The organism is Pseudoalteromonas sp. Ps84H-4 (assembly GCF_024124645.1).
Taxonomy (GTDB): domain Bacteria; phylum Pseudomonadota; class Gammaproteobacteria; order Enterobacterales; family Alteromonadaceae; genus Pseudoalteromonas; species Pseudoalteromonas lipolytica_C.
This window is the reverse complement of the sequence record NZ_JAMXSK010000009.1, coordinates 45,090-68,715: the sequence shown is the minus strand read 5'-3', so window position 1 is coordinate 68,715 and position 23,626 is coordinate 45,090. Positions and strand designations below refer to the sequence as shown.

At 37.4% G+C, this 23,626-nt stretch carries 16 protein-coding genes; 10 read left to right on the top strand and 6 right to left on the bottom strand.

The genetic code is table 11. The features are described 5' to 3' along the window. Positions 1 to 71 precede the first annotated feature (71 nt). Positions 72 to 422: a DUF3693 domain-containing protein gene (locus NH454_RS09975; RefSeq protein ID WP_135926621.1), complete on the top strand. Its 351-nt coding sequence runs from the start codon at positions 72 to 74 to the stop codon at positions 420 to 422. A 92-nt stretch (positions 423 to 514) separates the two neighbouring features. On the opposite strand, the gene NH454_RS09970 is transcribed toward NH454_RS09975, so the two are convergent. Continuing rightward, positions 515 to 1,078 (bottom strand): YSC84-related protein, encoded by a 564-nt coding sequence (locus NH454_RS09970; RefSeq protein ID WP_135926622.1) that lies wholly within the window; start codon positions 1,076 to 1,078, stop codon positions 515 to 517. A 140-nt stretch (positions 1,079 to 1,218) separates the two neighbouring features. Here NH454_RS09970 and NH454_RS09965 point away from each other — a divergent pair, with 140 nt between their 5' ends. Together NH454_RS09965 and NH454_RS09960 are read left to right on the top strand one after the other, a co-directional pair. After that, positions 1,219 to 2,430: a tyrosine-type recombinase/integrase gene (locus NH454_RS09965; RefSeq protein ID WP_135926623.1), complete on the top strand. Its 1,212-nt coding sequence runs from the start codon at positions 1,219 to 1,221 to the stop codon at positions 2,428 to 2,430. Beyond that, positions 2,430 to 3,617, top strand: a complete 1,188-nt coding sequence (locus NH454_RS09960; protein ID WP_253038932.1) for a cation:proton antiporter — start codon at positions 2,430 to 2,432, stop codon at positions 3,615 to 3,617. Before NH454_RS09965 ends, NH454_RS09960 begins: the two co-directional genes overlap by 1 nt. 52 nt (positions 3,618 to 3,669) lie before the next feature. On the opposite strand, the gene NH454_RS09955 is transcribed toward NH454_RS09960, so the two are convergent. Further along, the gene (locus tag NH454_RS09955; RefSeq protein ID WP_253038930.1) at positions 3,670 to 6,714 is read right to left on the bottom strand and encodes an FAD-binding and (Fe-S)-binding domain-containing protein; all 3,045 of its coding nucleotides are present in this window, start codon (positions 6,712 to 6,714) and stop codon (positions 3,670 to 3,672) included. Between the two features lie 146 nt (positions 6,715 to 6,860). Between NH454_RS09955 and NH454_RS09950 the strand changes: the two genes are divergently transcribed. Next, positions 6,861 to 7,070: a PGPGW domain-containing protein gene (locus NH454_RS09950; RefSeq protein WP_135926626.1), complete on the top strand. Its 210-nt coding sequence runs from the start codon at positions 6,861 to 6,863 to the stop codon at positions 7,068 to 7,070. A gap of 94 nt (positions 7,071 to 7,164) precedes the next feature. Here the strand turns inward: NH454_RS09950 and ppsA are convergent, their stop codons facing one another. Beyond that, positions 7,165 to 9,540 (bottom strand): phosphoenolpyruvate synthase, encoded by a 2,376-nt coding sequence (ppsA, locus tag NH454_RS09945; protein WP_253038928.1) that lies wholly within the window; start codon positions 9,538 to 9,540, stop codon positions 7,165 to 7,167. A gap of 152 nt (positions 9,541 to 9,692) precedes the next feature. On the opposite strand from ppsA, the gene NH454_RS09940 reads away from it, so the two are divergent. Next, positions 9,693 to 10,502 (top strand): pyruvate, water dikinase regulatory protein, encoded by an 810-nt coding sequence (locus NH454_RS09940; RefSeq protein WP_135926628.1) that lies wholly within the window; start codon positions 9,693 to 9,695, stop codon positions 10,500 to 10,502. A gap of 64 nt (positions 10,503 to 10,566) precedes the next feature. On the opposite strand, the gene NH454_RS09935 is transcribed toward NH454_RS09940, so the two are convergent. Continuing rightward, positions 10,567 to 11,916: a class II 3-deoxy-7-phosphoheptulonate synthase gene (locus NH454_RS09935; RefSeq protein WP_135926629.1), complete on the bottom strand. Its 1,350-nt coding sequence runs from the start codon at positions 11,914 to 11,916 to the stop codon at positions 10,567 to 10,569. Between the two features lie 436 nt (positions 11,917 to 12,352). Between NH454_RS09935 and NH454_RS09930 the strand changes: the two genes are divergently transcribed. Next, a complete protein-coding gene (locus tag NH454_RS09930; RefSeq protein ID WP_253038926.1) occupies positions 12,353 to 13,228 on the top strand; it encodes a DNA replication terminus site-binding protein in 876 nt (291 codons plus the stop codon). Between the two features lie 58 nt (positions 13,229 to 13,286). Here the strand turns inward: NH454_RS09930 and NH454_RS09925 are convergent, their stop codons facing one another. After that, a complete protein-coding gene (locus NH454_RS09925; RefSeq protein ID WP_063703764.1) occupies positions 13,287 to 14,501 on the bottom strand; it encodes a hypothetical protein in 1,215 nt (404 codons plus the stop codon). A 770-nt stretch (positions 14,502 to 15,271) separates the two neighbouring features. Here NH454_RS09925 and NH454_RS09920 point away from each other — a divergent pair. The 4 genes from NH454_RS09920 (at position 15,272) to rmuC (ending at position 22,741) form a co-directional block, all read left to right on the top strand. After that, a complete protein-coding gene (locus NH454_RS09920) occupies positions 15,272 to 16,510 on the top strand; it encodes an AAA family ATPase (RefSeq protein WP_135926631.1) in 1,239 nt (412 codons plus the stop codon). A gap of 14 nt (positions 16,511 to 16,524) precedes the next feature. Beyond that, entirely contained in the window at positions 16,525 to 17,487 is a 963-nt protein-coding gene (locus NH454_RS09915) for a transcriptional regulator (RefSeq protein WP_199526148.1), read from the top strand. Positions 17,488 to 17,902: 415 nt separating this feature from the next. Beyond that, positions 17,903 to 21,046 carry a DEAD/DEAH box helicase gene (locus NH454_RS09910; RefSeq protein WP_253038924.1) on the top strand — a complete coding sequence of 1,048 codons (3,144 nt, stop codon included), beginning with the start codon at positions 17,903 to 17,905 and terminating at the stop codon, positions 21,044 to 21,046. A gap of 228 nt (positions 21,047 to 21,274) precedes the next feature. Continuing rightward, positions 21,275 to 22,741: a DNA recombination protein RmuC gene (gene rmuC / locus NH454_RS09905; protein WP_135926634.1), complete on the top strand. Its 1,467-nt coding sequence runs from the start codon at positions 21,275 to 21,277 to the stop codon at positions 22,739 to 22,741. 72 nt (positions 22,742 to 22,813) lie between these two features. Here rmuC and NH454_RS09900 read toward each other — a convergent pair whose 3' ends face one another. Beyond that, complete coding sequence (locus NH454_RS09900; RefSeq protein ID WP_135926635.1) at positions 22,814 to 23,518, bottom strand: hypothetical protein; 705 nt, start codon at positions 23,516 to 23,518, stop codon at positions 22,814 to 22,816. Positions 23,519 to 23,626: the final 108 nt, after the last annotated feature.

The following is a 23,626-nucleotide window of genomic DNA, read 5'->3' as shown; positions in this document are numbered from 1 at the left end:
CATCTTTGACAATTGTCAACTTTTTATTTATCAACATTTAAAGTTATAATTAAAAAAGTGAGGAGAACGCTATGAACTTTAGTTACGAACTAATTGAAAAATATAAAATTTTTAAAGGTTATACTCAGGACAAACAAGTTGTTTCAGACTTTGCTGAATTTAACTCTGGAAACCTGACTCAGATTAAACAGGGCAAACGTCATTTAACAGCTAACCAATGTATTAATCTTGCTAATATTGTTGGTATGGATCAAAAAGAAGCTTTACTAAAACTTGCTATCGAAAAATCAAAATCGAAGGAAGAAGGTAAGATCTGGTCTGATATTGTAAAAAAGATTAGCGCTGCGTGTATTGCGGGAATCCTTGCAGCTGCGAGTCTTACTGGTCAAGTAGCGACCCCGCCTTTGCGGTATCGTAGATAGCTCATAAATTATGTTATGTTAAATTGACTAAAATAATAAAAAGTGGACGTTAGGTTACTAACTAGCCCACTATTAGAAGGGTCTTTACTTAGTTAATTCAGTTCAGAATCTACCCAAAATTTTGTGCCTTTTAGTACAGCTTGCAAAGCAAGGCCATTTTCGGTTAATGAATAGACAGTAACTTGATCAGCAATAGCTTCCGCAACTAATGCTCCACCTTTATCTTCATATTTTGCGGCTGCATCAGCGTTACCACCAAAGGTCCAGCCATGTTCAATGAAGCGATTTAATGCAGACTGGTTATGAAAGACCATTACTACATTAAAGTCTTTTACTCCTAAACCAAGCCCTAAACCAGCTTCGCCCATATTCATGTAAGTTGATTGGCCTGTTAGGTTATTTTTTACAACACCATAGCCGCCACCGAAACTTGCTAAAACAACATTTACATTTGCGTTATCAAAAACAGCATAACCTGCAGAATTTGCAATTTGTTGTTTAACATCAGGTTTTTCTGCATATAATTTGTTAAGTGTATTAGTTCTCATGCTTTGAACTAATGCACGTTTTTCTTGTGGTGATGCACTACCTGTTGTGGCACAACCCGTTAAAAGCGTTGTTAAAATAACAGAGGTAATGATTAATAACTTTTTCATACTTAATTCCTTGAATACTCGTATGGCAAAATGATACCTATATAATAGACTAATTTTCAGATATGTTAAGTCCAATACTAGACAGTATCGGACTTTATGGTAATCTTATAACTAGTTATTTTACAAGATATTTATATATTATGCTCGTTGCTCTCGTTGATACACTCAAACAACTTCGCTACCAAATTGCCCATCTTGAAGATGATACTCTCGCAACAGAATATCCTGAACTTGATACGTTTATACATCAGGTTGGATTGACTGTTGCTGAATCAAAAAATGACTTAAGTTTCGTTTATCAATTCTTATACGTTTATGGCAGGAAATCTGAAGCGACGTTTAATCGCTTTCGAAATGAGCTTGAACGTTTTTGTTTATGGTCATGGTTAGTTGCTGAAAAATCAGTATTTGATCTGAAACGAGATGATATCGAAGCTTATGTAGATTTCATGGTTGATCCCGACTCTGCTTGGTTATCAGATTCGGTGCAATGGCGTTATAAAGATGAGCAAGGTATCAGGCGATTAAATTCAAATTGGCGCCCTTTTATAAATAAAGAAAATATTGCAAGCCAACAAACACTTGCTGCAATGTTTACTGCACTTAATGTATTTTATAAGTTTGCGATTTTAGAAGAAAAAACCTTTGCTAATTTTGTACCGGTAGTAAAAAAGAACAGCCCTTACCTAGTTGTGCAATCACAGATTAAAATTCCAGATACGCTCAGTGATATTCAATGGGAGTATGTATTTGGTGTTACCCGGGATTTATGTGAACAACAACCTGATTTAGAAAGAAATTTATTCACACTCGCTTGCTTAAAAGGATTGTATTTACGAATTTCTGAGTTATCAGAAAGACCACAGTGGTCGCCGGTTATGTCGCATTTTTGGCAAGACAATGATGGCTTTTGGTTTTTAAGAATTATGGGTAAAGGTAATAAATTACGTGATGTAACTTTAAGTGAAGATTTTATCACTTATTTAAAACGTTATAGGCTTTACCGTGGTTTACCTGCCCTGCCCCGAGTTGATGAATCGGAGCCATTAGTTCATAAAATTCGTGGTAAAGGTGGTATGACTGTTAGGCAAATTCGACGTTTAGTTCAACAAAGTTTTGATTTAGCAAAACAATCTTTATTAGACGATGGCTTTAAAGATGATGCTGAGCAACTTGAAGCGGCGACGGCACATTGGTTACGACATACCGGTGCAACACACGATGCACAAACAAGGCCGCTTAAACATTTATCTGAAGATTTAGGCCATGCCAAAATTGCCACAACAGACCAAATTTATATTCAAACAAATATAAAAGAACGCGCAAAGTCTGGAATAAAAAGGAAAGTTTAATGGAATATACAATACTAGCGATTGTTGGTTTAGCCCTGTTATTTTATTCTCTGACAATTCGTCAGCTAGAGCGAACTGAAATTACTGGTCCAATGTTTTTTGTTTTTGTTGGTATCGCAATGACTTATTTTTTGCCGAGCGAATTTAAGTTAGGAGAAGCAGGACTCAGTGACATCTTGCCTTTGGTTGAATTAACCCTAAGTATTTTTTTATTTACCGATGCTGCGAAATCAAAATTGCCTGTATTGAAACATAGCTTTCAATACCCTAGCCTATTACTGTTTGTTGCTTTACCAATGACACTAATATTGGGTGTTGCTGGCGGATTATTTTTCTTTTCTGAGTTGTCACTTTTTCAATCTGCCTTGATCGCTATTATTTTAACGCCCACTGATGCGGCGCTTAGTAAAGGCATTTTAGAATGTACTTCTGTACCTGAAAAAGTTCGAGAAGGAATAAATACAGAAAGCGGTTTAAACGACGGGCTTTGTGTTCCAATATTTTTAGTTCTTCTTTTGTTAGCTCAAAATCCAGAAAGTGCTGTAACAACGCTTGATACTCTATTTGTTTTTACACGAGAGTTAGGCGTGGCGCTTGTTATTGCCGGCGTGTCGATGGCCGTCTTTATTCCACTTTTAAAAATTGCATTAGCACGTCATTACTTTGCAAATAATAGCAGTCCATTTTTATTGATTGGTTTAGTCATGGCCATTTTCTCTTTAACACAAAATTTTCATGGCAGTGGTTTTATTGCTGTTTTTGTAGCGGGACTTTTATTCGATTACTTAGCACCTAAAAAAATTCGATCTACATTAGTTAAAGATTCTGAACATATCGCAGAATTCGTTGCGCTACTAATTTGGTGTTTATTCGGTTTTGTATGTGGTCATTTAATTGTGAATGATATTACCTGGCCAATTGTTTTTTATGCGCTATTAAGTGTGACGATTTTTAGAATTGTGCCGGTACTACTTTCACTCATGTTTACTAATCTAAATTTCAAAGACAAATTTACATTTGCTTGGTTTGGTCCACGAGGTTTGGCATCTATTGTTTTTACTTTAATGGTGATGGATACAGCAATTACAAACAAAGAGCAAATTGCTACAGTAACTTTAACAACAATTTTATTTAGCGTGTTCATTCATGGTATGAGCACCAAACCCATCGCAAAAAGTTACCAATAATAAAGGCGCATTAAGCGCCTTTAATTTTTTTACTTTAAATTAAAATCTTTTTTTAAAGTAGCTCTGCAATTAATTGCAGTGGATGCTTTGGCTTAAATTTTTCATAGCGTTTCACTTGGCTACGACAAGAAAACCCAGTTGCTAAAATAGTTTCAGGCTCATTATTAGAAATAATTGGCTGCCAACTCATTTCATAAAGTGCGCGTGAATTTTCTTGGTTTTGTTTTTCATGGCCATAGGTTCCTGCCATACCACAACAACCTGTACTAGTCGTATCTAGTTGTAAATTTAAATCAGCAAAAATGGTTTGCCAAACTTTAGATGCATTTGGCATAGCTGTTGTTTCAGTACAATGACTTAACAATTTAAATGGTGAATCAGATTTAGTGGCAAGAGTAACCTGTTTGAAGTCTTGCGTTTGAAGCCATTCATGCGCAAGTTCAACTTTAAAATCTCCACGGTTCTCTTTTAAAATTGACACATATTCATCTCGGTAACACATAACCAAAGATGCATCGAGCCCAACTAAAGGTGCATTGATTTCACTGAGTGAATTTAAAAACTCAGCTGCATTTTTTGCTGTTGTTTTAAATTCATTTAAAAATCCTTTTACATGCTGTGCTTTACCATTTGGCTTAAAGGGTAATAGCATCGGTTTTTTGCCTAACGCTTTAATGACTTTAATAAAGCTTTCGACTAATTCGGCTTCGTAAAAACTCGTAAATGGATCTTGAACTATCAATACATATTCAGCTTGTTGTTCTTTGGAAAGTGAATTTAGTAATTCAAAATTGAATTGCTGATCTTTTGAAATACGTTTTGAAAGTTGCGGTACGCTTAAACTTGGCGTATCGACATAACCGATGGTATTTTTAATTAGTCCAGATACAAGCTTGCTATTTACTATCGGATTAATAACTTTTGCAAACTTTGCCATAACCGGTGCTGTTTGTTCGATACCCGCAACAAGGTAATCTTTTGCAGGACGTGCATAATAACTATGGTAGAAATTTAAAAAGCGTGAACGGAATGTTGGAACATCAACTTTGATAGGACATGCAGTAGTACATGCTTTACAAGCTAAGCATTCGTCCATTGATTCTTTCACTTCGTGAGAGAAATCATAAACGCCTTTTTTCTTATCGCGACTATGTTGATAGCGCTCCCACCAAGTAATTACTTCACCATTCATCAAATCATTTTCAACATTGAGTAAATCAATATTTTCAGACTCTTGCAGTCGTAACCATTCGCGCATTAAACTTGCGCGACCTTTTGGCGAATAACGGCGGTCACCTGTTACTTTATAAGATGGACACATTGGTGATTTTTCATCGTAATTAAAACACAGGCCATTACCGTTACAGGTCATAGCGTTATTAAATTCTGTTTTAACATCGATAGAAATTTCTTTGTCGAACCAGGCACGCTTTTGATCGTCAACAGAAACTAGTGAGTCTTTACTTTCAATTGGCGTACATATTTTTCCTGGGTTTACTCTGTTATTTGGATCAAATGCCGCTTTGATTTTTCTTAGTTGTGTAAATAAATGCTCGCCGAAAAATTCAGGGCCATACTCACTACGATATCCTTTACCGTGCTCGCCCCACATTAAGCCGCCATATTTGGCAGTCAGTTTAACGACTTCATCTGAAATATGGCGAAGCAATTTTTCTTGCTCAGGATCACACATATCAAGTGCTGGTCGTACGTGTAGTACGCCAGCATCAACATGACCAAACATACCATATTGCAAATTATGGCTATCAAGCAGTTCGCGAAACTCTACAATAAAATCGGCTAAGTTTTCAGGTGGTACAGCGGTATCTTCGGCAAAAGCTAACGGTTTTTGACTGCCTTTTACATTGCCTAAAAGTCCCACTGATTTCTTACGCATTGCATAAATTTTTAAAATATCAGATTTATCATTGGTTAACTGATAACCGATCACCCCATTAGTTTGCTCTTCGACACATTTATCAAGTAACTTACATAGGGACTCAACTTTATCTTTAATATCTTCTGGTGAAACCGCATTGAACTCAACCATGTTGAGGCCTTGCATATCTTTGTTTTCAACATCGGTTATTAAGTCCGATACTGAATGCCAAATAATATCTTCTCGAGCAAGATTAAGTACTTTGCTATCGACTGTTTCTACAGAAGTCGCATTTGCTGCGACTAAGAATGGCGAATGACGAAGAGCAGAATCAAAGCTATCGTATTTAATGTTGATTAATGTCTTAAATTCAGCAATTGGCGTAATGTTTAATTTTGCTTCGGTAACTATACCTAACGAACCTTCAGAACCAGTAATTAATCGGCTCATATCAAAGGTCTGTAAATCATCAGAAAAAATATGTTCTAAATCATAACCGGTTAAAAAGCGATTTAAGCGCGGAAATTTTTCTAAAATTGCGTCTCGATTATCAAGGCCAATATCGATAACTGTTTTATATAATTTACCTACCGTGGTGTTTTGTTCTGCAATTACTTTAGCTTTTTCTATAGGCATGGGGGTTGTTGACATTTCAGTGCCATCAACAAGATAAGTTGTAAGACCTAAAACATGATCACTGGTCTTGCCATAAACCAAAGAGCCCTGACCTGATGCATCTGTATTTATCATTCCGCCGATTGTTGCGCGGTTACTAGTAGATAAATCGGGCGCAAAGAAAAAACCATAAGGTCGTAAAAAGTCGTTTAGTTGATCTTTTATTACACCTGTTTGTACTCTAACCCAGTTTTCTTCGACATTGATTTCTAATATTTCACGCATGTATCGTGATAAATCAACAACAATGCCAGGAGTTAGTGATTGACCATTGGTACCTGTACCACCGCCACGCGGGCCAAAAGTCAGTGATAAAAAAGGATCACGAGAGGCAATTTGCATAGCCAGTTGTATATCTTTCGCTGACTTTGGAAAGATAACACCCTGCGGTACTTGTTGATACACGCTGTTATCGGTCGATAAGCTCAAACGCGTTGAGAAACTTGCATCAGTATCGCCGTTAAAACCTTGCTTTTTAATCGTTTCTAAATAATTAGCGACTAATTCAGATGCGACTTGTTGTTGACTTATTGTTGCTATCATGACGGTGACAAATTAAGACATTTTGCAAATTATATCATGCTAGTAGCTAAGTTAAATTGAAGATTTTACAGTTTGTAACACTCTTTTTATCGATTTTGAAAGCATTACTTTTATACTGTTTATAAAAGCATCAAAGAGATATGGATATGAAGAAAATTGCATTAATCAGTTTGGGTTTACTAAGTTTACTACTGGGCTTAGTTTTTATTGTTGTACCTGGACCTTCGCTTATTTTTTTTATTGCAGGGCTTTTTTGTTTATCATTTTATTACCCTAAAGCGCGTGATTATTTAACCTTGTGTCAAAAGGCACTCACTAGGTCATGTGCTTATATTGATAAAAAACTTGCTCGCTGATTTAAAGGGCGTGTTGTCCTTCGAAGTAACAAAAATGCCAGCTAATTGCTGGCATTTTTTATATTAGGTTCTTTATTTTAGCTAAATAAAGTACTTAGTCGGCTAATTTTTTAGCAAGATATAACCAAGTTTCTAATACTGTATCTGGGTTTAGAGAAACAGAATCAATGCCCTGCTCAACTAACCAAGCTGCAAAGTCTTCATGATCTGAAGGACCCTGGCCACAAATACCTACGTATTTGCCTTTTGCTTTAGCTGTTTGAATAGCCATTGATAATAGTTTCTTGATTGCAGGGTTACGCTCATCAAATAGATGTGCAATTAAACCTGAATCACGGTCAAGACCTAATGTTAACTGAGTTAAGTCGTTTGAACCGATAGAGAAACCATCGAAATACTCTAAGAACTCATCTGCTAGTAAAGCGTTTGATGGTAATTCACACATCATGATTACTTTAAGACCATTTTCGCCACGTTTAAGGCCGTGCTCTTCAAGTAATTCAATAACGCGTTTACCTTCTTCAAGTGTACGTACAAATGGGATCATGATTTCGATGTTAGTCATACCCATTTCGTTGCGAACACGTTTAATTGCTTCACACTCTAACGCGAAACAGTCACGGAAATCTTCAGAGATATAACGCGCTGCACCACGGAAACCAATCATTGGGTTTTCTTCTTCCGGCTCATATTGCTGGCCGCCAACAAGGTTTGCATATTCGTTAGACTTAAAGTCAGACATACGAACGATTACACGCTCAGGTGCAAATGCACAACCTAGTGTTGCAATACCTTCAACAAGCTTAGAAATATAGAATTCAACTGGCGATTCATAACCTGCCATCATTTCTGAAATTTCAGCTTTAAGCTCATCAGATTGCGCATCAAAGTTAAGAAGTGCTTTAGGATGAACACCGATCATACGGTTGATTACGAATTCTACACGAGCAAGACCAACACCAGCATGTGGTAAACGCGCGAAGTCGAATGCACGATCTGGGTTACCCACGTTCATCATAATTTTCATTGGTAATTCTGGCATTTCATCAACACGTGAAGTAAGTACTTCGTAATCTAAAATACCTTCGTATATATAACCTGTGTCACCTTCGGCACACGATACTGTTACATCCTGACCTGCTTTAATTAAATCAGTTGCATTACCACAACCAACTACTGCAGGAATACCAAGTTCACGAGCAATGATTGCAGCGTGACAAGTACGGCCACCACGGTTTGTTACAATCGCAGCGGCACGTTTCATGATCGGCTCCCAATCTGGGTCAGTCATGTCAGTAACTAGGATGTCGCCTTGTTGTACTTTGTCCATTTCGTCAATTGAATTAAGTACACGAACAGTACCTGAACCAATTTTGTGACCAATAGCACGGCCTTCAACTACAACAGCACTTGTGCCGTTTAGTTGGAAACGTTCCATTACGTTTGCGTCTTCATTTGAACGAACAGTTTCTGGACGTGCTTGAACAATATAAAGCTTGCCGTCGTTACCATCTTTTGCCCACTCGATGTCCATTGGACGACCGTAGTGTTTTTCAATGATCACAGCTTGCTTTGCAAGTTCTTGAACTTCAGCATCTGTGATTGAGAATTTGTTTGATAGTGCAGAATCTACATCAACAATTTCAACTTGCTTGCCGTGTGATTCATCTGCAGAGTAAATCATTTGGATTGCTTTAGAACCAATGTTACGGCGAACTACAGCTGGTTTACCGTTAGCAAGTGTTGGTTTGTGAACATAGAATTCATCTGGGTTTACAGCACCCTGTACAACCATTTCCCCAAGACCATAGCTTGACGTTACAAATACTACATCTTCAAAGCCAGATTCAGTATCAATACTGAACATAACACCTGAAGCTGCTTTATCTGAACGAACCATGCGTTGGATACCAGCTGATAATGCAACACCACGGTGATCATAACCTTGGTGAACACGGTAAGAAATAGCGCGGTCATTAAATAGTGAGGCAAACACGTGTTTAATGGCAGTCATTACTGCATCAATACCACGTACGTTTAAAAACGTTTCTTGTTGTCCTGCGAATGAAGCGTCTGGCATGTCTTCTGCTGTTGCAGATGAGCGAACAGCAAATGATACATCTTGAGATGCGTCCCCATGTAATTGGCTGTATGCGTCGCGAATGGCTTGGTCTAGGTTAGGTTGGAATGGTGTGTCGATAATCCATTGGCGGATTTCGGCACCGACTTTAGCGAGTGTATTTACATCATCCACATCCAATGTGTCTAAAATATCGTGGATTTTTGAGTTTAAACCAGATTGCTCTAGAAACTCATTGAATGCATCAGCGGTTGTAGCGAAACCACCTGGCACTTGAACACCAGCGTTAGCTAGGTTTGAGATCATTTCACCCAGTGAAGCGTTTTTACCGCCAACACGTGGAACATCTTGCATACCAAGCTCTTGATACCAGAGAACGTATTCTTGCACGGATCTTTCTCCATAAACAAATTGTAGTACTAACTGTGAGAGTTAAGAAAGAAAACCTTCTAAAAAGGTCGTAGTCATTCTACACTGGCAACAGACCTCACGTAAACCGTGAAGCCCCTATTTTGCAGATAAAGGTAATAAAAAGGTTAAATATGAGAACTGCATTTTATATCTCTGATGGAACAGCTATCACCTCCGAAGTCTTTGGTCATGCGACCTTATCTATGTTTCCTGTGGAGTTTAATCACAAAACAATTCCCTTTGTTGAAACAGAAAAAAAAGCAAACGAAGTTAGGAACTTAATTAACTCAACAGCTCAACGAGATGGTGAGCAACCTTTGGTATTTTTCACTTTTGTGAACCATGAATTAAGTGAAATTATAAAATCGTCATGTGCGGTATGTTATGACTTTTTATCGCAATACAGTGATAAAATCGCTCAAGAGCTCAATGTTGCCCCTGTACCAAAAGTACATAGAACACATTCAATGCATGAGAAAAGCTATGACTTTAGAATTGATGCGGTGAACTATGCGTTGACCAATGATGATGGCGCTAATATAAAAAATTATTCTGAGGCTGACATTATTCTTGTCGGCGTTAGCCGAAGTGGTAAAACACCTACTAGTTTATATCTAGCATTGCAGTACGGCATAAAAGCAGCCAACTATCCACTTACAGAAGATGATTTAGAGCGTGGCACCCTTCCTGAATGTTTAAAGGCCTACAAACATAAGCTATTTGGTTTAACAATTGATCCTGTTCGCCTTGCTGATATTCGCCAACGTCGTATGGCGAACTCTAAATATGCGTCTTTAAAACAGTGTCGTATTGAAGTTCGTGAAGTAGAAATGCTTTATAAAAAACAAAAGATTCAATATTTAAATTCAACACATCATTCTGTTGAAGAAATATCTGCAAAGATTATATCTGATACAGGTCTTGAAAGACGTAAGTACTAACTTTCTTTAGTATCGGACATTAATAAAAGCTGCAAATAGCAGCCTTTTTTGTATAACTTATAAGTTACTTACGTGCGTCTTTTAATAAATCTGCGACTAAGAAACCAAGTTCTAATACTTGGTCAGCATTTAAACGCGGGTCGCACTGTGTGCGATAACGTTGTGCTAAGTCTTCATCAGATAAACCATACGCACCACCGGTACATTCAGTTACGTGTTGACCAGTCATTTCAAGGTGAACACCGCCTGGGTATGAACCCTCAGCTTTATGAACTGCGAAGAACTGGCTAATTTCACGAAGAATGTTATTAAAGCTTCGTGTTTTATAGCCTGAGCTCGCTTTTTCTGTATTACCGTGCATTGGATCAGAGCTCCAAATTACTTTACGGCCTTCTTGTTGTACTTTGCGTACCAGTGCCGGCAGTTTCTCAGGAAGTACATCAGCACCCATTCTGGTAATTAATGTTAAGCGCCCAGGAATGTTATCTGGGTTAACGGCATCTATAAGTTTAATTAGCTCGTCTGGGTCCATACCAGGGCCAACTTTCACACCGATTGGGTTTTTAATACCTTTAAAGAACTCGATATGTGCGTGATCTAACTGGCGTGTACGCTCACCAATCCAAACAAAGTGTGCAGAACAATCGTACCAGTCACCTGATAGATGGTCTCGACGTGTTAATGCTTCTTCGTAGCCTAATAATAATGCTTCGTGTGATGTAAATAAGTCTGTTTCTTTTAAGCTTGGTGCAACTGTTGAGTCGATACCGCACACTTCCATAAATTCAAGTGCATCTTGAATTCTGTCTGCTAACTGTTGGTATTTCTCTTTAAGTGGGTTTGCAGCAACAAAACCCATGTTCCAACGGTTTACTTGATGTAAATCTGCTAAACCACCTTGAGCAAATGCGCGTAATAAATTCAACGTTGCTGCACTGTGATGGTACGCCGTCATTAAGCGCTGTGGATCTGGGATACGCGCTTGCTCTGTAAATTCAAAGTTATTGATGATATCACCACGGTATGAAGGCAATGAAACACCGTCAATCGTTTCGTAATCTGATGAGCGTGGCTTAGCATACTGACCTGCCATACGTGCAATTTTAACAACAGGGCATTTACCACCATAAGTTAAAACGACGGCCATTTGTAAAAGTGTTTTAAAGGTGTCGCGGATATTCGCAGCGTTAAAGTCACTGAATGACTCTGCACAATCACCACCTTGTAATAAGAAGGCTCTGCCCTCACATACAGCTTCTAGTTGCTTATATAAGCTACGCGTCTCTTCAGCAAAAACTAAAGGTGGTGCACTTTTTAATTGCCCCTCAACTGATTTTAGGGCTTCTTGATCTGGGTACTCTGGCTGCTGAAGTATCGGCAGTTTTCTCCAGCTGTCTGGGTTCCACGATTGCATGTTCTTTCCTCATTCCTAACATAGACCGTTAACGAAAACTAACTTATTGCAGGTACTAAGTTCAAGGACTATATTCAGCTATTTGTAATTATTTAGTTATTTGACAAATACTTTAGCTATGAATTATTAAAAATTAACGATTTAAACATTATAGAACAGTAAGTTACCTGCTGTGTATAGCGAACTTCTATTACAGAATATATAAGAACACATCTTACTATTAGATAGCACTAGTGTAACCTCAGCTTTACGCTAGTTAAAAACACTTTTTTATCACTAAGTTGAAATAATAAAAATACATGCTAAGCACTACCAATAAGGAACACATCATACTTACTCAAAATAAAATATGAGGTCAGCAACTAAGTGAAATAAATATTTTAAAAAAAAAGTGATAAGGTTAAACTTAAGGAATGTTTATGTAAGATGTGTTCCTATGAGTACTAAACTTGAAATTCGCAGTCAGTTTGATTTAGTTAATGAGTTAACCCACCTATTTTGTGATGAATTAAAACAGCTTGATTTTCATAAAGCGTCATATTATCAATTACCTGATATTGATATAAACGATGAGAAAAAAGTCCCTTCGGCAATACCTGTCATAAAAGTTGAAGGTGCTGATGCACAAAAACAAATCATTAATTCGTTTGGTGATTTTTATAAAAAGACGGGATTAAGTAGTCGAGTACTTAAAAGGCATCCTGGCTTATTAGTTCTTAAAGATGTTGATAAGCAAAATATTTCTGCCAGAATCAATCAAATAAACAAAGCCAAAGCTGATTTTAAAAATTGTGTGTTGGCTATCGATAATAACGATGCACGCTTTGAAGCTGTTCATAATGCTGTGCCAAACTTAATTACTTTAGCTGCCTATCGTAAAATTCACTATGAAACAGAGTCACCCTACTCTGTCCGTTTTACTTGGATGCACAAACATGCAACTAAAACACTAACGAAAAAAATGGCACTCGCTATGTTAGAAAAGTCTGCAAGTTATTCAAATCCAAGAATGATCGATCAACATTCTTGGCAAGCACTTGTTGCACAAGAACAAAGTCGTGTTGCAAGTTTAGGTGATAAAGAGAAATTACGAATTCGTAGACCAACAAGGGTAAGCCCACAAGTTAATGTGAGATACACGGCTCAGAACAGATATCATGTTAGTGCTGCTTTACCATTTATATTGATAAACCCTGAACCCGATGTAAAGCTTGGTACATTATCTGATTATCAAAAACCACAAAGCCACCCTCGTAAAAGAGAATATGATTTCTTAGTTGATAGACTTTACTTAGAACAAGTAACAGATTGATTATGTTAAAAAGGCCAGTTATGTGGCCTTTTGTTTGTAGTTAGTAGTATTAAAAAAATTAGTCTTCTACTATTTCTTCAATTTTATCTTCATCAATTAAAACTGCATTCTCAACAATGCGTTTGCCACCTTGTATTTCGATTCGTTTATTATGCTTATTTAGTGTAAGAATCTCATCACAAAATTGGTCAGACGGATGCATCTCGTAAGTGTAATCAATAATATTACCTGTTTTATCATCTTTAACGTTGGTAATGTTATATTCTGAAATTGCACCTTTCTCGATCAAATCTTTCATTGTTGTCGTCATATCACGACGCAATGCTTTCAATTTGTTTTCTGTTATTTCATCTGTCGAATAGATTGAGCCGTACTTTTCCATAATTGATAAAAGTCGAAAATGGTAGGTTTTACCCGGTGCAGCATAACGCCATAAATGATACAAACGCAGCATCATCCAACGTGATAAACCACGCTTTAATTCTTGTGCACTATTAAAGTAATAACCTTTATATTCAAGATTATCGATCATGTTATGTACGAACGCATTTAAACATGCAACACATTTTACGTTACCACCTTGACCTTTCTTGCCACTAAAGTGCAGTGACGATAAAAAGTTCATATTCGATTCGTAAAATGAATCATCAATATCAGAATTGCGGGTGTCGGTTGCTGAGTATCTAAATGAAAGTTTAGAACCTTGTAATGCTTCTAAAGATTCTTTAATTTGAGGATATGGCATCGACTGGCCAACAGCTTTCAGCTCTTGCGCCAATTCATTCATTGAAAAAACAACCGCGTATTGAATACCCGATTTAAAATTAATTTTTACAATTTTACCTTTAGAAGCTAAACGGATCAGAGCTCGCTCGACTTTTTCTTCTCGGTCAGATGGCCAAACAAGATATTCAACATCTTCACCATCTTTACGAGTGCTTACTACCGCAGGTGTAATTTTTATTTCGCCATCATAAAGAATGCCGTCTACTTTTTCAGAGATTCTGCGTGTGACGATTGTTTTCTTTGGTGCTTCTTCAACCGGAAGCTTTTTATGACCAGAACGGACAAAACGTCCCCATAAATCATAATGATTAAATGTATTTGAGTAAGCTCTCAAACCATGAGCAGCATTTTCAATTGAAACGCGCACATCTTTGTTGTCTGTAAATAGTGCTAGACTTTCATTATCTATTGCACTTTCCACCCCGTGGATCTGCCCGCGTAATGTGTCGGGTAAGTTATCTACCGAGATGTTGACCTTTCGGCTCATTGTTCTTATTTCCAATTTTTCTTCGACAGTTAATAACAACACATAAAACTTAAAAAGTTAAATGTTTAAGTTAGTAAAAACTTGATCCGATCTCAATTAATTTCTTAGGATCAGATTTATACTAACTCTCTCGTAATTGCTAATTTTCAGATCAGATTTTTACTAAGTTATAGTTCATAGGTGGCGATTTTACTAACTCAGTTCAATTTATGTCCGGTGAATCTACTTTTTAAGGCTTATTTACACGACATAAATCTCTATTTTTAAAATCGCATGTGGATAAACCAAGTTTAAGTTAGCATAGATCTGATCTGTACCAACTATAGATCAGATCCATACTAACTAAATGCTTAATTTTACCTGGGTACCAGTGTATAACTTTCTAATTTAGTTAGTAAAATTTTGATCTACACAGACATAATTGTGAGTAATTTAGTGATTAAGCTGTGCATAACTAAAAAGCCCATTTTTTACTTAGTAATAAGCTGATCTGTGAGTAATAAGAGATCTGATCTTAACCAAGTAAAACTATGATCTGCTATTTAATTAAATATTCAATCAAATCAGCTAGATATTACACTATTTTAGCATCTTAACCTTATATACCTATATATTTAACCGATATTAAACTTACTTATTTATACTTAGCATAAGTAAAGTTACAAATTTTTATTAAATGTCTTATTAATAAAAGGCATGTCGTCTTAAATACTTGTTTACAGCAATTTGAATGGACATTATACTTAAAGCATAACTTTGAGGAAGAAAGTATGTCTATCAATAATAATGCGCTAGCCACTTATAGGTTACTAAAAGCGACAGCAGAAGTTGCTGAAAAATCGCTAGAAGGACGTATTCAACATTACCGTGCCCATCTTAAGTCTGAAGAAAAAGAACTTCGCACTTACACTCAAAAAGCCGCTGCTGATCTACTAGGTTGTAATAATCGCACCCTTAAAAGACGCCATGACAATGGTGACTTTGATGAATTGAATATCAAACGTGGCGCAAATGGTCACTATGCTTATACGTTAGTTAATATTTTTGCTATGGCAGATATCATGGATATCAAGCCAGATCACCGAACTCTAGATGATAAATTACAAGTTATTGTTATTAATTCACTAAAAGGTGGATGTGGTAAAACAACTAGTATGGTTAATATAGCCGCAGCTCTGGCTACCACCAATATTAAACGTTATCGCATTGGTATCATTGACCTTGACCCACAAGGTTCATCTTCAAGCTTTTTCCCACCAAGTGAACCTGATCCAATCACTGTAGGTGACTTAATGCGTGATTGTATTGAACTTGAAGATAATGAAACGTGGGATGAATTAGTTACAAGTGCATTTCTACCTACTCATATTCCTAATATCCGTATCTTACCTTCAGGTATGGATGATTTTTATTTTGAGCATGAAACAGCTACTTTACTAAAAGACAGCTCAAGCTACGATAAAACGCGTCATTACCACAAGTTATTAGAGAAAGTTATTGAGCCAGTAAAAGATCAATTTGATATCATTCTAATTGACACCGCTCCTTCTCTTAACTTTATGTTTTATAATGCATTAATGGCTTCTACATCAATGCTTATTCCTGTCCATCCAGAAGCAGTTGACTTTGATGCCAACAATAAATATTTAAAACGATTAGGTGAGATATACCATACTGTTGCAGCCCTTGGTCACGAGGGATGGGATTTTATGCAGTTCTTAGTTACTAACTATGTGAAAGGCAATCACTCACAGCGTGATATCGTAAAAGATGTACGTAGTGCGTTTGGTCGTCAAGTAATGAGTTACCCTATAAATCATAGTTCTGCTATAACAGCCAGCTCATCATCATTTAATACCATTTTTGATCAAAAGACTTCTGACAGCTTAGCAAGTCGCGAGTCACTATTACGTGCTCAAGAAAATATCAAAGATGTGGTTGATGAACTTGAAATGTTGATCAGATCTAACTGGCAATCAACTCAATCAACACTAAATACAGCTAAGTAAGGTTAATAATAAAGATGGCTAAAAAACGTAAAAATGATACCAGCTTAGATCCTTTTTCAACCTCTATTGAAAGTAGCAGTTTAGATGCATTGCTTGAAAAAGCATCTGCCGGTGATGTTATCAGTATGCCTGCTCCAAGTGATCCTACCCGTCAAATCACGTTGGTATGTAAAGTGATCCCTAGCTCTGAAATTGAAGCTAAAACAAAGGTATACGGTAAAAACCGCCGAGTACAATCACTTCTAAACGAAAAGTCAGTTGCCGATATTCTACCTGCAATTGCTGAAGACGGTCGTAACCAGCACCCTGCCCTATGTTGGGATAAAGGTGACGAAATGCTTGTATTAGCAGGCTCACGTCGTCGTAAAGCCTGTATTTTAAGTAATTCTGATTACTTAGTATTAAGCTCTGCAGACTTTACAGATCAAGACGCAAAAATTCTTGCCGTTTCTTCAGATCAATACATTGCCCCGAGTTTATGGGAGCTTGGTCAAGCATATCAACAGACCCGTGATGAGCTTATTGCTGAAGGTAAAAAAGGCTCTTATCGTGAAATTGCTGCTATTGAAGGCGTGTCTCACACTGCAATTGCTGATGCAATCAAAGCTTATGAGAATCTTCCAGCAACGGTTTTAAGCCTTTACCCTACTGCAAATCACGTAGGTCGTGAGGTCGCTAAAAAGCTCATAGCAGCTAAAGAGCGAGATGAGCAAGCGTTTACTCAGCTTGTTGACGAAATCAGTTCTGATGCTGAGCTTGCGGCTATTAGCAGTGATGACAAACGCGCTTTAGCTATCACTAAACGCTTAACTGCAGAGCCAGTGTCGACTAGTCGCCGTGAAGCAATACTTGATAGTGAATTTGTTGTTGTACAGCGCAACATTAAAAGCGGTGATCTATCTGTGAAAATAGATAATAAAGTTATGACTGACAAACGCTTAGAGCAATTGACAAAGCTATTAAATAGCTTTAATTAGTTAGTAAAATAACGATCTATCACGCTTTTTATGTTAGTAAAAGCGTGATCTGTTCTCCTATCTAGTTAGTAAAATAATGATCTCATTTGGCAATAATCATAAGATCCCACCCTCTCAGATCACTATTTTACTAACTTATAACCCCTTTACAGCTCTTTTTTGGTTTTCCTTTCATATCTTAGTAAAAAAGTGATCTGTAAAGCCCCTTCGTTGTTTATAAGTTGTTCATAACTTGTGCGATTGCTGTTTGTTAAATCAGCTTTTTGTGTTTTAAGTCGATTTGCTGTTTTATAAAACACTTTTTTACCAACTTATCAGCTCCAACCAGTCCAAAATGGCTTATTAGTGCTTTAGCTCATCGCCGATAGATCATATACTGGCAGAATTATTTTTTGTTTTTACTGCCAAAAACTTTATGTCTGCTAACTTATCCAAAAATGACTTATTAGCTATCTTTGAGGAAATCAAACAAGAGCAAGAAACCCAGTTTCCTCTTTCTGAACGATTCATCAAACAGCTATTTAAGCCGCATGTGTTAAGTAAAGCTAAAGAGTATCACCAGAACGGTCAAATCAACTGGTTAGAACACAATAGTGATTTTAGTGTTATAGATGCATCTATGTTTGGTAATGAAGGAAATACATTTACCCAGCATATTGAGATCAGTAAATTACCAACTGGTTTTTCGGTCGATTCACACTGTACATGTGGTTCAAAAACCAAATGTCGCCACATCGCTGCAGTTTTACTTAAGTTAAAAATTGAACATTCAGGCAATTATGGCGAAGATTATATTATTAATGATTGGTTTAGTGAGCTTAAAACATTAAAGCAAGCATCGAATGATACAGCCAAACAAGTTCTACTTTTTGTTTTAGATGTTGAAAAATCGGTTGTAACATTAACGCCTAAAATAGCTAATTTCGATCCCGAGCATAACTATACCCTTGGCCGCAATCTTACTGAACAACAATTAAATAGCTTTGTTACACCAACAGATTTACTAGAGTCTGACTTTCGACTTTATAGTTGGATCCGCTCGCAAAATGCCCTTGGTAAGTTAGAGCTTAAAGGTCAATGGGGGTTTGCGGCCCTGCAACAACTTATTGCCACACAGCGTCTATTCTTAGGTCGTTCTCGCCAAGCTATTAAAGCAGATACCATGCAAGCTCTAGAGTTTGATTGGAAACAAAATAAAGATCTAACCTCATTGAGCATGACACTCGCAGGTCAAGATAATTGGTTATTATTAAAAACAACACCGCCTACTTACCTTGACCCTGACAAGCTAAAAGTTGGTCGCATCAGAACACCTTTAACTGCTGATGAAATTGCCTTACTAACAAATATGCCTGCAATACATAGTGAAAACTTTGATCGAGTCTATCAGCAGCTCAGTGATAATTTTGGTGAAGGGGTAATCCCTCATGCGTACAAAGAGAATAAAATTTGTAATGCGCGTAGTGTTTTTCCTGTCATTAGCTTAAATAATGATGAAGGAACTATTCGGTTATCACTTAAGTTTAATTACCAACGTTCTTTGTATGATTTAAGCCAAGCTCCTGCAGAGATTATTAATCAATCATTCGAGAATACCGTTGTAAATGAATTAATTAACCTTGGTTTTGAGCTTTGTAAAGGGGCTTTACAAACTGATTTTATATTTAATAAACAATCAGTTATACATGAACACTGGTTAAAGTTTGAAATTATTCCAAACTTGTCAAAACGCGGTTGGAAAATTAACGACGATCTAAATGTAGGTAAAGCTTTAAAGCAACTTTCACTTCAAGTACAACGCGGCAAAGGTCACCAAATAGTTAGTAAAATAGTGATCTCTGGTGTTAAGACGCAGCAGCTTTTCACTACTGATGATAAAAACTTTCAATCGCTTAACAGGCAAAGTGAGCAGTTCTTCTATTTTAATGTAGGCAAGCGTTTCGCTGTTATTAATAAAGCTGCCATAGCGCAACTAAATGAATACCGTGAACGTTTTGAACACATAAAAACACGTGATGAAATTTTAATGCCGCTGTCATTTTTACCACAATTAATAGAGCAGACAGCCATTAAAGTGAATATTGTTGATGATACGCTTGATGCCTATTTAGCGGAATTAAGTCATTCGCAACAGTTAATTAAAAAGTCCGATATTCAAGGCTTAAACCAGGGGGTGCAATTGCGTGAGTATCAACAACATGGTGTTGATTGGCTTAACTTTTTAAAACGACACCAACTAGGTGGTATTTTAGCTGATGACATGGGGCTAGGAAAAACCCTTCAAGTTATTGCCTTTTTGGCAAACGCAAAGCAATTACCTCAGGCAGGGCCAACTTTAATTATTTGCCCTACCAGTTTGGTTGGAAACTGGCAAAGTGAAATTAATAAGTTTGCCAGCCATCTTAAAATTACTACCGTGTTTGGTGCTGCTCGCAGCGAGCAATTGCAGCAGTTATCACAGGCAGATTGTATTTTAACGACCTACCCTTTACTTAAACGTGATATCGCTTTTTATTCACCGCTGTATTTTGAAAATATTATTCTTGATGAAGCGCAATACATTAAAAATGATGCTGCGCAGGTTTCGCGCTTAGTTAAACGACTTAATGCTGACTTTAAGTTATGTTTAAGTGGCACACCTATCGAAAACAACCTCTTTGAGCTTAAGTCCTTACTTGATTTTGCCATGCCTTCTTTACTTGGCTCACAAGCTCATTACAAAGATTATTTCCAGACGCCGATTGAGCGTGATAACGATGTACAGCGTGCTGAAGAATTGAAGTCTTTGATCATGCCATTCATCTTACGCCGCACTAAAGCACAGGTTACTCAAGAGCTACCAGAAAAAACTGAGCTAATTAAAGAGTTTGAGTTTGAGGCAAAACAAAAAGAACTCTATACAGGAATTACAGAATCTCTTGAGCAAAAGCTTGTCGATTTATTTGCTCAGCAAGGTGTGCAAAAGAGTAAACTTGCGTTTTTAGATGCGTTATTAAAATTACGCCAGATTTGTTGTCATCCAAAACTGATTGATCCAAGCTCTCAAGCTGGCAGCGCCAAGCTTGATTGGTTGTCTAAGCATTTACCAATTATGCTCAGTGAAGGTCGTAAGGTGATTATATTTAGTCAATTTACCATGGCGCTTGATGTCATTGCTGAACGATTAAATGAATTGGGTATCAGCTTTAGTATGCTCACAGGTCAAACGCGCCATCGCGATAAAGTAATTGCAGAGTTTACCCAGGGTGATACCTCTGTATTCTTAATTAGTTTAAAGGCCGGAGGAACCGGTTTGAACTTAACTCAGGCCGATACAGTGATTCACTTTGATCCTTGGTGGAACCCTGCCGTAGAAAAACAAGCAACAGATAGAGCCTATCGAATTGGCCAAACTAACCCTGTGTTTGTTTATAAATTAATTATGGCCAACTCAATTGAACAAAAAGTATTTAAAATGCAGCAGCATAAGCAAGCACTTGTTGATGCATTATTCACTGAAAAATCAATGAGTTTCACTCAGTTTGATGAAGATCAAATGCTTGCTCTGATAAAAAATTAAATTTTTTGAAAGTTTTTTTGAACTAATCAAATTTTAGGGCGTCTATTATTATGCTTGTTGTTAAATTGCAGTTTACATAAGCATTATGTTGATTTCCCATTTGGTTACTAAATTTTAGTAATGTTAGAGCCAGCTCACCTTGAGCTGGCTTTTTTTATGCTTGCTCCCCTACTCTGCCGAGTACTAATTCGTTATGATGATGTGTCTTCAAGTTATTGAGTTTTCGTTATGATTACAGAGCTAATTGCACAGATTAATTGGCAAAGTGTGGTACTTGGTGGTGCTGTAGGTGCAGTTGCAAGTGGTGTTATTTTTGCCTTGCAAAAAAGTCGCTTAAAAAATCAGTTAACCGAGCTGCAAAATAGCTATCAAATTCAGCAAAGCAATCTAGAGCAAAAGCAGCTGCAACTGCAAGAAAGCCAACTTTCGCTTTCACAGTTACAGCAAGATTACGCTGAACAGCGTGATGAATCGCAACATTTTAAAACCCGTTTTGTAGAACAAGAAAAACAAGCGCAACAATACAACCAATTTTGGCGTAGAGTTGAAGCCGAACTCACTGAGACTAAAGCGGCTCTTAATCAGCGAGATGTTGAATTAAGTACCTTACGCAGCACGATAGAGCAAAAAGAGCTGCACTTTAAAGAGCAGCTTAGTCATATCAAAGAGAGCAAAGAGCAACTCAAAAAAGAGTTTGAAAACCTCGCTAACCAAATCCTTGAAGAGAAGTCTCAGCGTTTTAAAACTCTAAACCAAGAAAGCATCGAACAACTATTAAAACCGGTTCAAGGTGAGCTAAAAGGCTTTCGCGATAAGATGGAATTGATCCACGTTGAAGATCTTAAACAACGTGCTGCGCTAAAAACAGAGTTATTGCATTTACAGGCTAAAAGCCAAGCTATTACTGAGCAAGCAGATAGGCTGAGTACAGCACTACAAGGACAAAAGAAAACCCAAGGTAATTGGGGAGAGTTAATGCTTGAAAATGTACTCGACAGCGCCGGACTGCGTGCTGGGGTAGACTATCAACGTGAAGTGTCGTTTAACACTGAAGATGGTCGTCTACGCCCAGATGTTGTGGTGTATTTACCCCAGCAACGCCATTTAGTTATTGATGCTAAAACCTCTTTAAACGCGTATACACGCTATGTAAACGCCGATACCGAGCTTGAAGCACAGCAAGCGATTAAAGAGCATGTAGCGGCGGTGCAATCACGTATTAACGAGTTAGCAAGCAAAGCCTACGATAGGCTACCCGGTATTAACTCACCTGAAGTGGTGATCATGTTTGTACCGATAGAGTCGGCTTTTGTTGAAGCACTTAAATACCAAAGTGATATATATCAGCAGGCTATCGAAAAAAATATCTTAGTTGCAACACCAACGACGTTATTAACCAGTTTGAACATCGTAAAACAACTGTGGCGTTTTGAAGAGCAAACTAAATACTCAAAAGAGCTAGCCGCCCGAGCAGAGCGTTTTTACAACAAGCTCAATGGTTTTCTAACCAGTATGGAAGGGGTTGGTAAGCAATTAGACCGCGCCAAAGAAAGCTACGATAAAGCGTTTTCTCAGCTGTACCGTGGTAAAGGAAACTTAATTAAGCAAGCCTCTGAGTTCAAAGAATTAGGGGTTTCTGTTCAAAAAGAATTACCCGCGGAAAGTGTTGAAAAAGCCCAATTAGAGTTAGATTAAATAGGATACAAAAAAGCCAACATGATGTTGGCTTTTTTGTTATACCAATTAGCTTAATTAAGCGGATTGGTATTAGTTAATTAGTTCTGCTGAAACAATATCGTTGAGCATTAAAAAGTGGTTAAGAACAGACTCCTCAAGTTCGAATACTTGCGCTACTTTTTCGCCACTTGCTGACATCCCCGTTTGCGCACCTGCAAACTCTATATGTAACCCCAAACGTTTTAGAGTTTGGGCATCGTAACTATACATAGCTGAATCACGTTTCTCGGTAATGCCTGGCATCATCCCTATGATAGTAACGGCTTGTTCAACATTGATGATATCGAAAAATTGTCGCTCTGCGGTTTGCCATTTTGCAATATAGCTAGCAACTTCAGGAGGCTGTTCCATAGGCACGTATAGTGGCTGTAATGAGCCGCCATGCCAGCCTATAACGGCTTGCTCTTCAACAAGCACATGTGGACTTGCGGTAAGTACATAATTAGCGCAAGACGATGCACAAAGCTCGCGTACCACAACATTGAGTTGATACTCATGCACTAAGCCACCTAAATGTAGGCCGGCCATAACGTCGCCGCCTTCACTATTGATCACTAAGGTATCTATTTGGTTACGGCTACTAACTAATAGTTTTTCAAACTCTTCGACACTTTTTTTGGAAGTTTCGCCTTTGTAGTAAATTGTGCCCGGCGATATCTCACTGATTTCATTCACTGCATGCTCTGTTGTTTTACAGCCAACAAGCAATACTGTCAGTAATAATAATAAACGCATTAACAATGCCTTAAAGTTTTGTTTCTATACCGCGCTCAGTTTAATAATATGTTATTAACGGACTGCGAAAATCGCATAGTACGATTTTTTGCTTGAGAAATAAATCCA

Bases quoted from the DNA above. Each gene is read 5' to 3' on its own strand.
- NH454_RS09930 (WP_253038926.1), top strand. From the start codon at position 12,353: ATGAGTACTAAACTTGAAATTCGCAGTCAGTTTGATTTAGTTAATGAG.
- NH454_RS09940 (WP_135926628.1), top strand. From the start codon at position 9,693: ATGAGAACTGCATTTTATATCTCTGATGGAACAGCTATCACCTCCGAA.
- NH454_RS09935 (WP_135926629.1), bottom strand. From the start codon at position 11,916: ATGCAATCGTGGAACCCAGACAGCTGGAGAAAACTGCCGATACTTCAG.
- NH454_RS09920 (WP_135926631.1), top strand. From the start codon at position 15,272: ATGTCTATCAATAATAATGCGCTAGCCACTTATAGGTTACTAAAAGCG.
- NH454_RS09915 (WP_199526148.1), top strand. From the start codon at position 16,525: ATGGCTAAAAAACGTAAAAATGATACCAGCTTAGATCCTTTTTCAACC.
- NH454_RS09975 (WP_135926621.1), top strand. From the start codon at position 72: ATGAACTTTAGTTACGAACTAATTGAAAAATATAAAATTTTTAAAGGT.
- NH454_RS09970 (WP_135926622.1), bottom strand. From the start codon at position 1,078: ATGAAAAAGTTATTAATCATTACCTCTGTTATTTTAACAACGCTTTTA.
- NH454_RS09910 (WP_253038924.1), top strand. From the start codon at position 17,903: ATGTCTGCTAACTTATCCAAAAATGACTTATTAGCTATCTTTGAGGAA.
- NH454_RS09955 (WP_253038930.1), bottom strand. From the start codon at position 6,714: ATGATAGCAACAATAAGTCAACAACAAGTCGCATCTGAATTAGTCGCT.
- NH454_RS09900 (WP_135926635.1), bottom strand. From the start codon at position 23,518: ATGCGTTTATTATTATTACTGACAGTATTGCTTGTTGGCTGTAAAACA.
- NH454_RS09950 (WP_135926626.1), top strand. From the start codon at position 6,861: ATGAAGAAAATTGCATTAATCAGTTTGGGTTTACTAAGTTTACTACTG.
- rmuC (WP_135926634.1), top strand. From the start codon at position 21,275: ATGATTACAGAGCTAATTGCACAGATTAATTGGCAAAGTGTGGTACTT.
- NH454_RS09965 (WP_135926623.1), top strand. From the start codon at position 1,219: ATGCTCGTTGCTCTCGTTGATACACTCAAACAACTTCGCTACCAAATT.
- NH454_RS09960 (WP_253038932.1), top strand. From the start codon at position 2,430: ATGGAATATACAATACTAGCGATTGTTGGTTTAGCCCTGTTATTTTAT.
- NH454_RS09925 (WP_063703764.1), bottom strand. From the start codon at position 14,501: ATGAGCCGAAAGGTCAACATCTCGGTAGATAACTTACCCGACACATTA.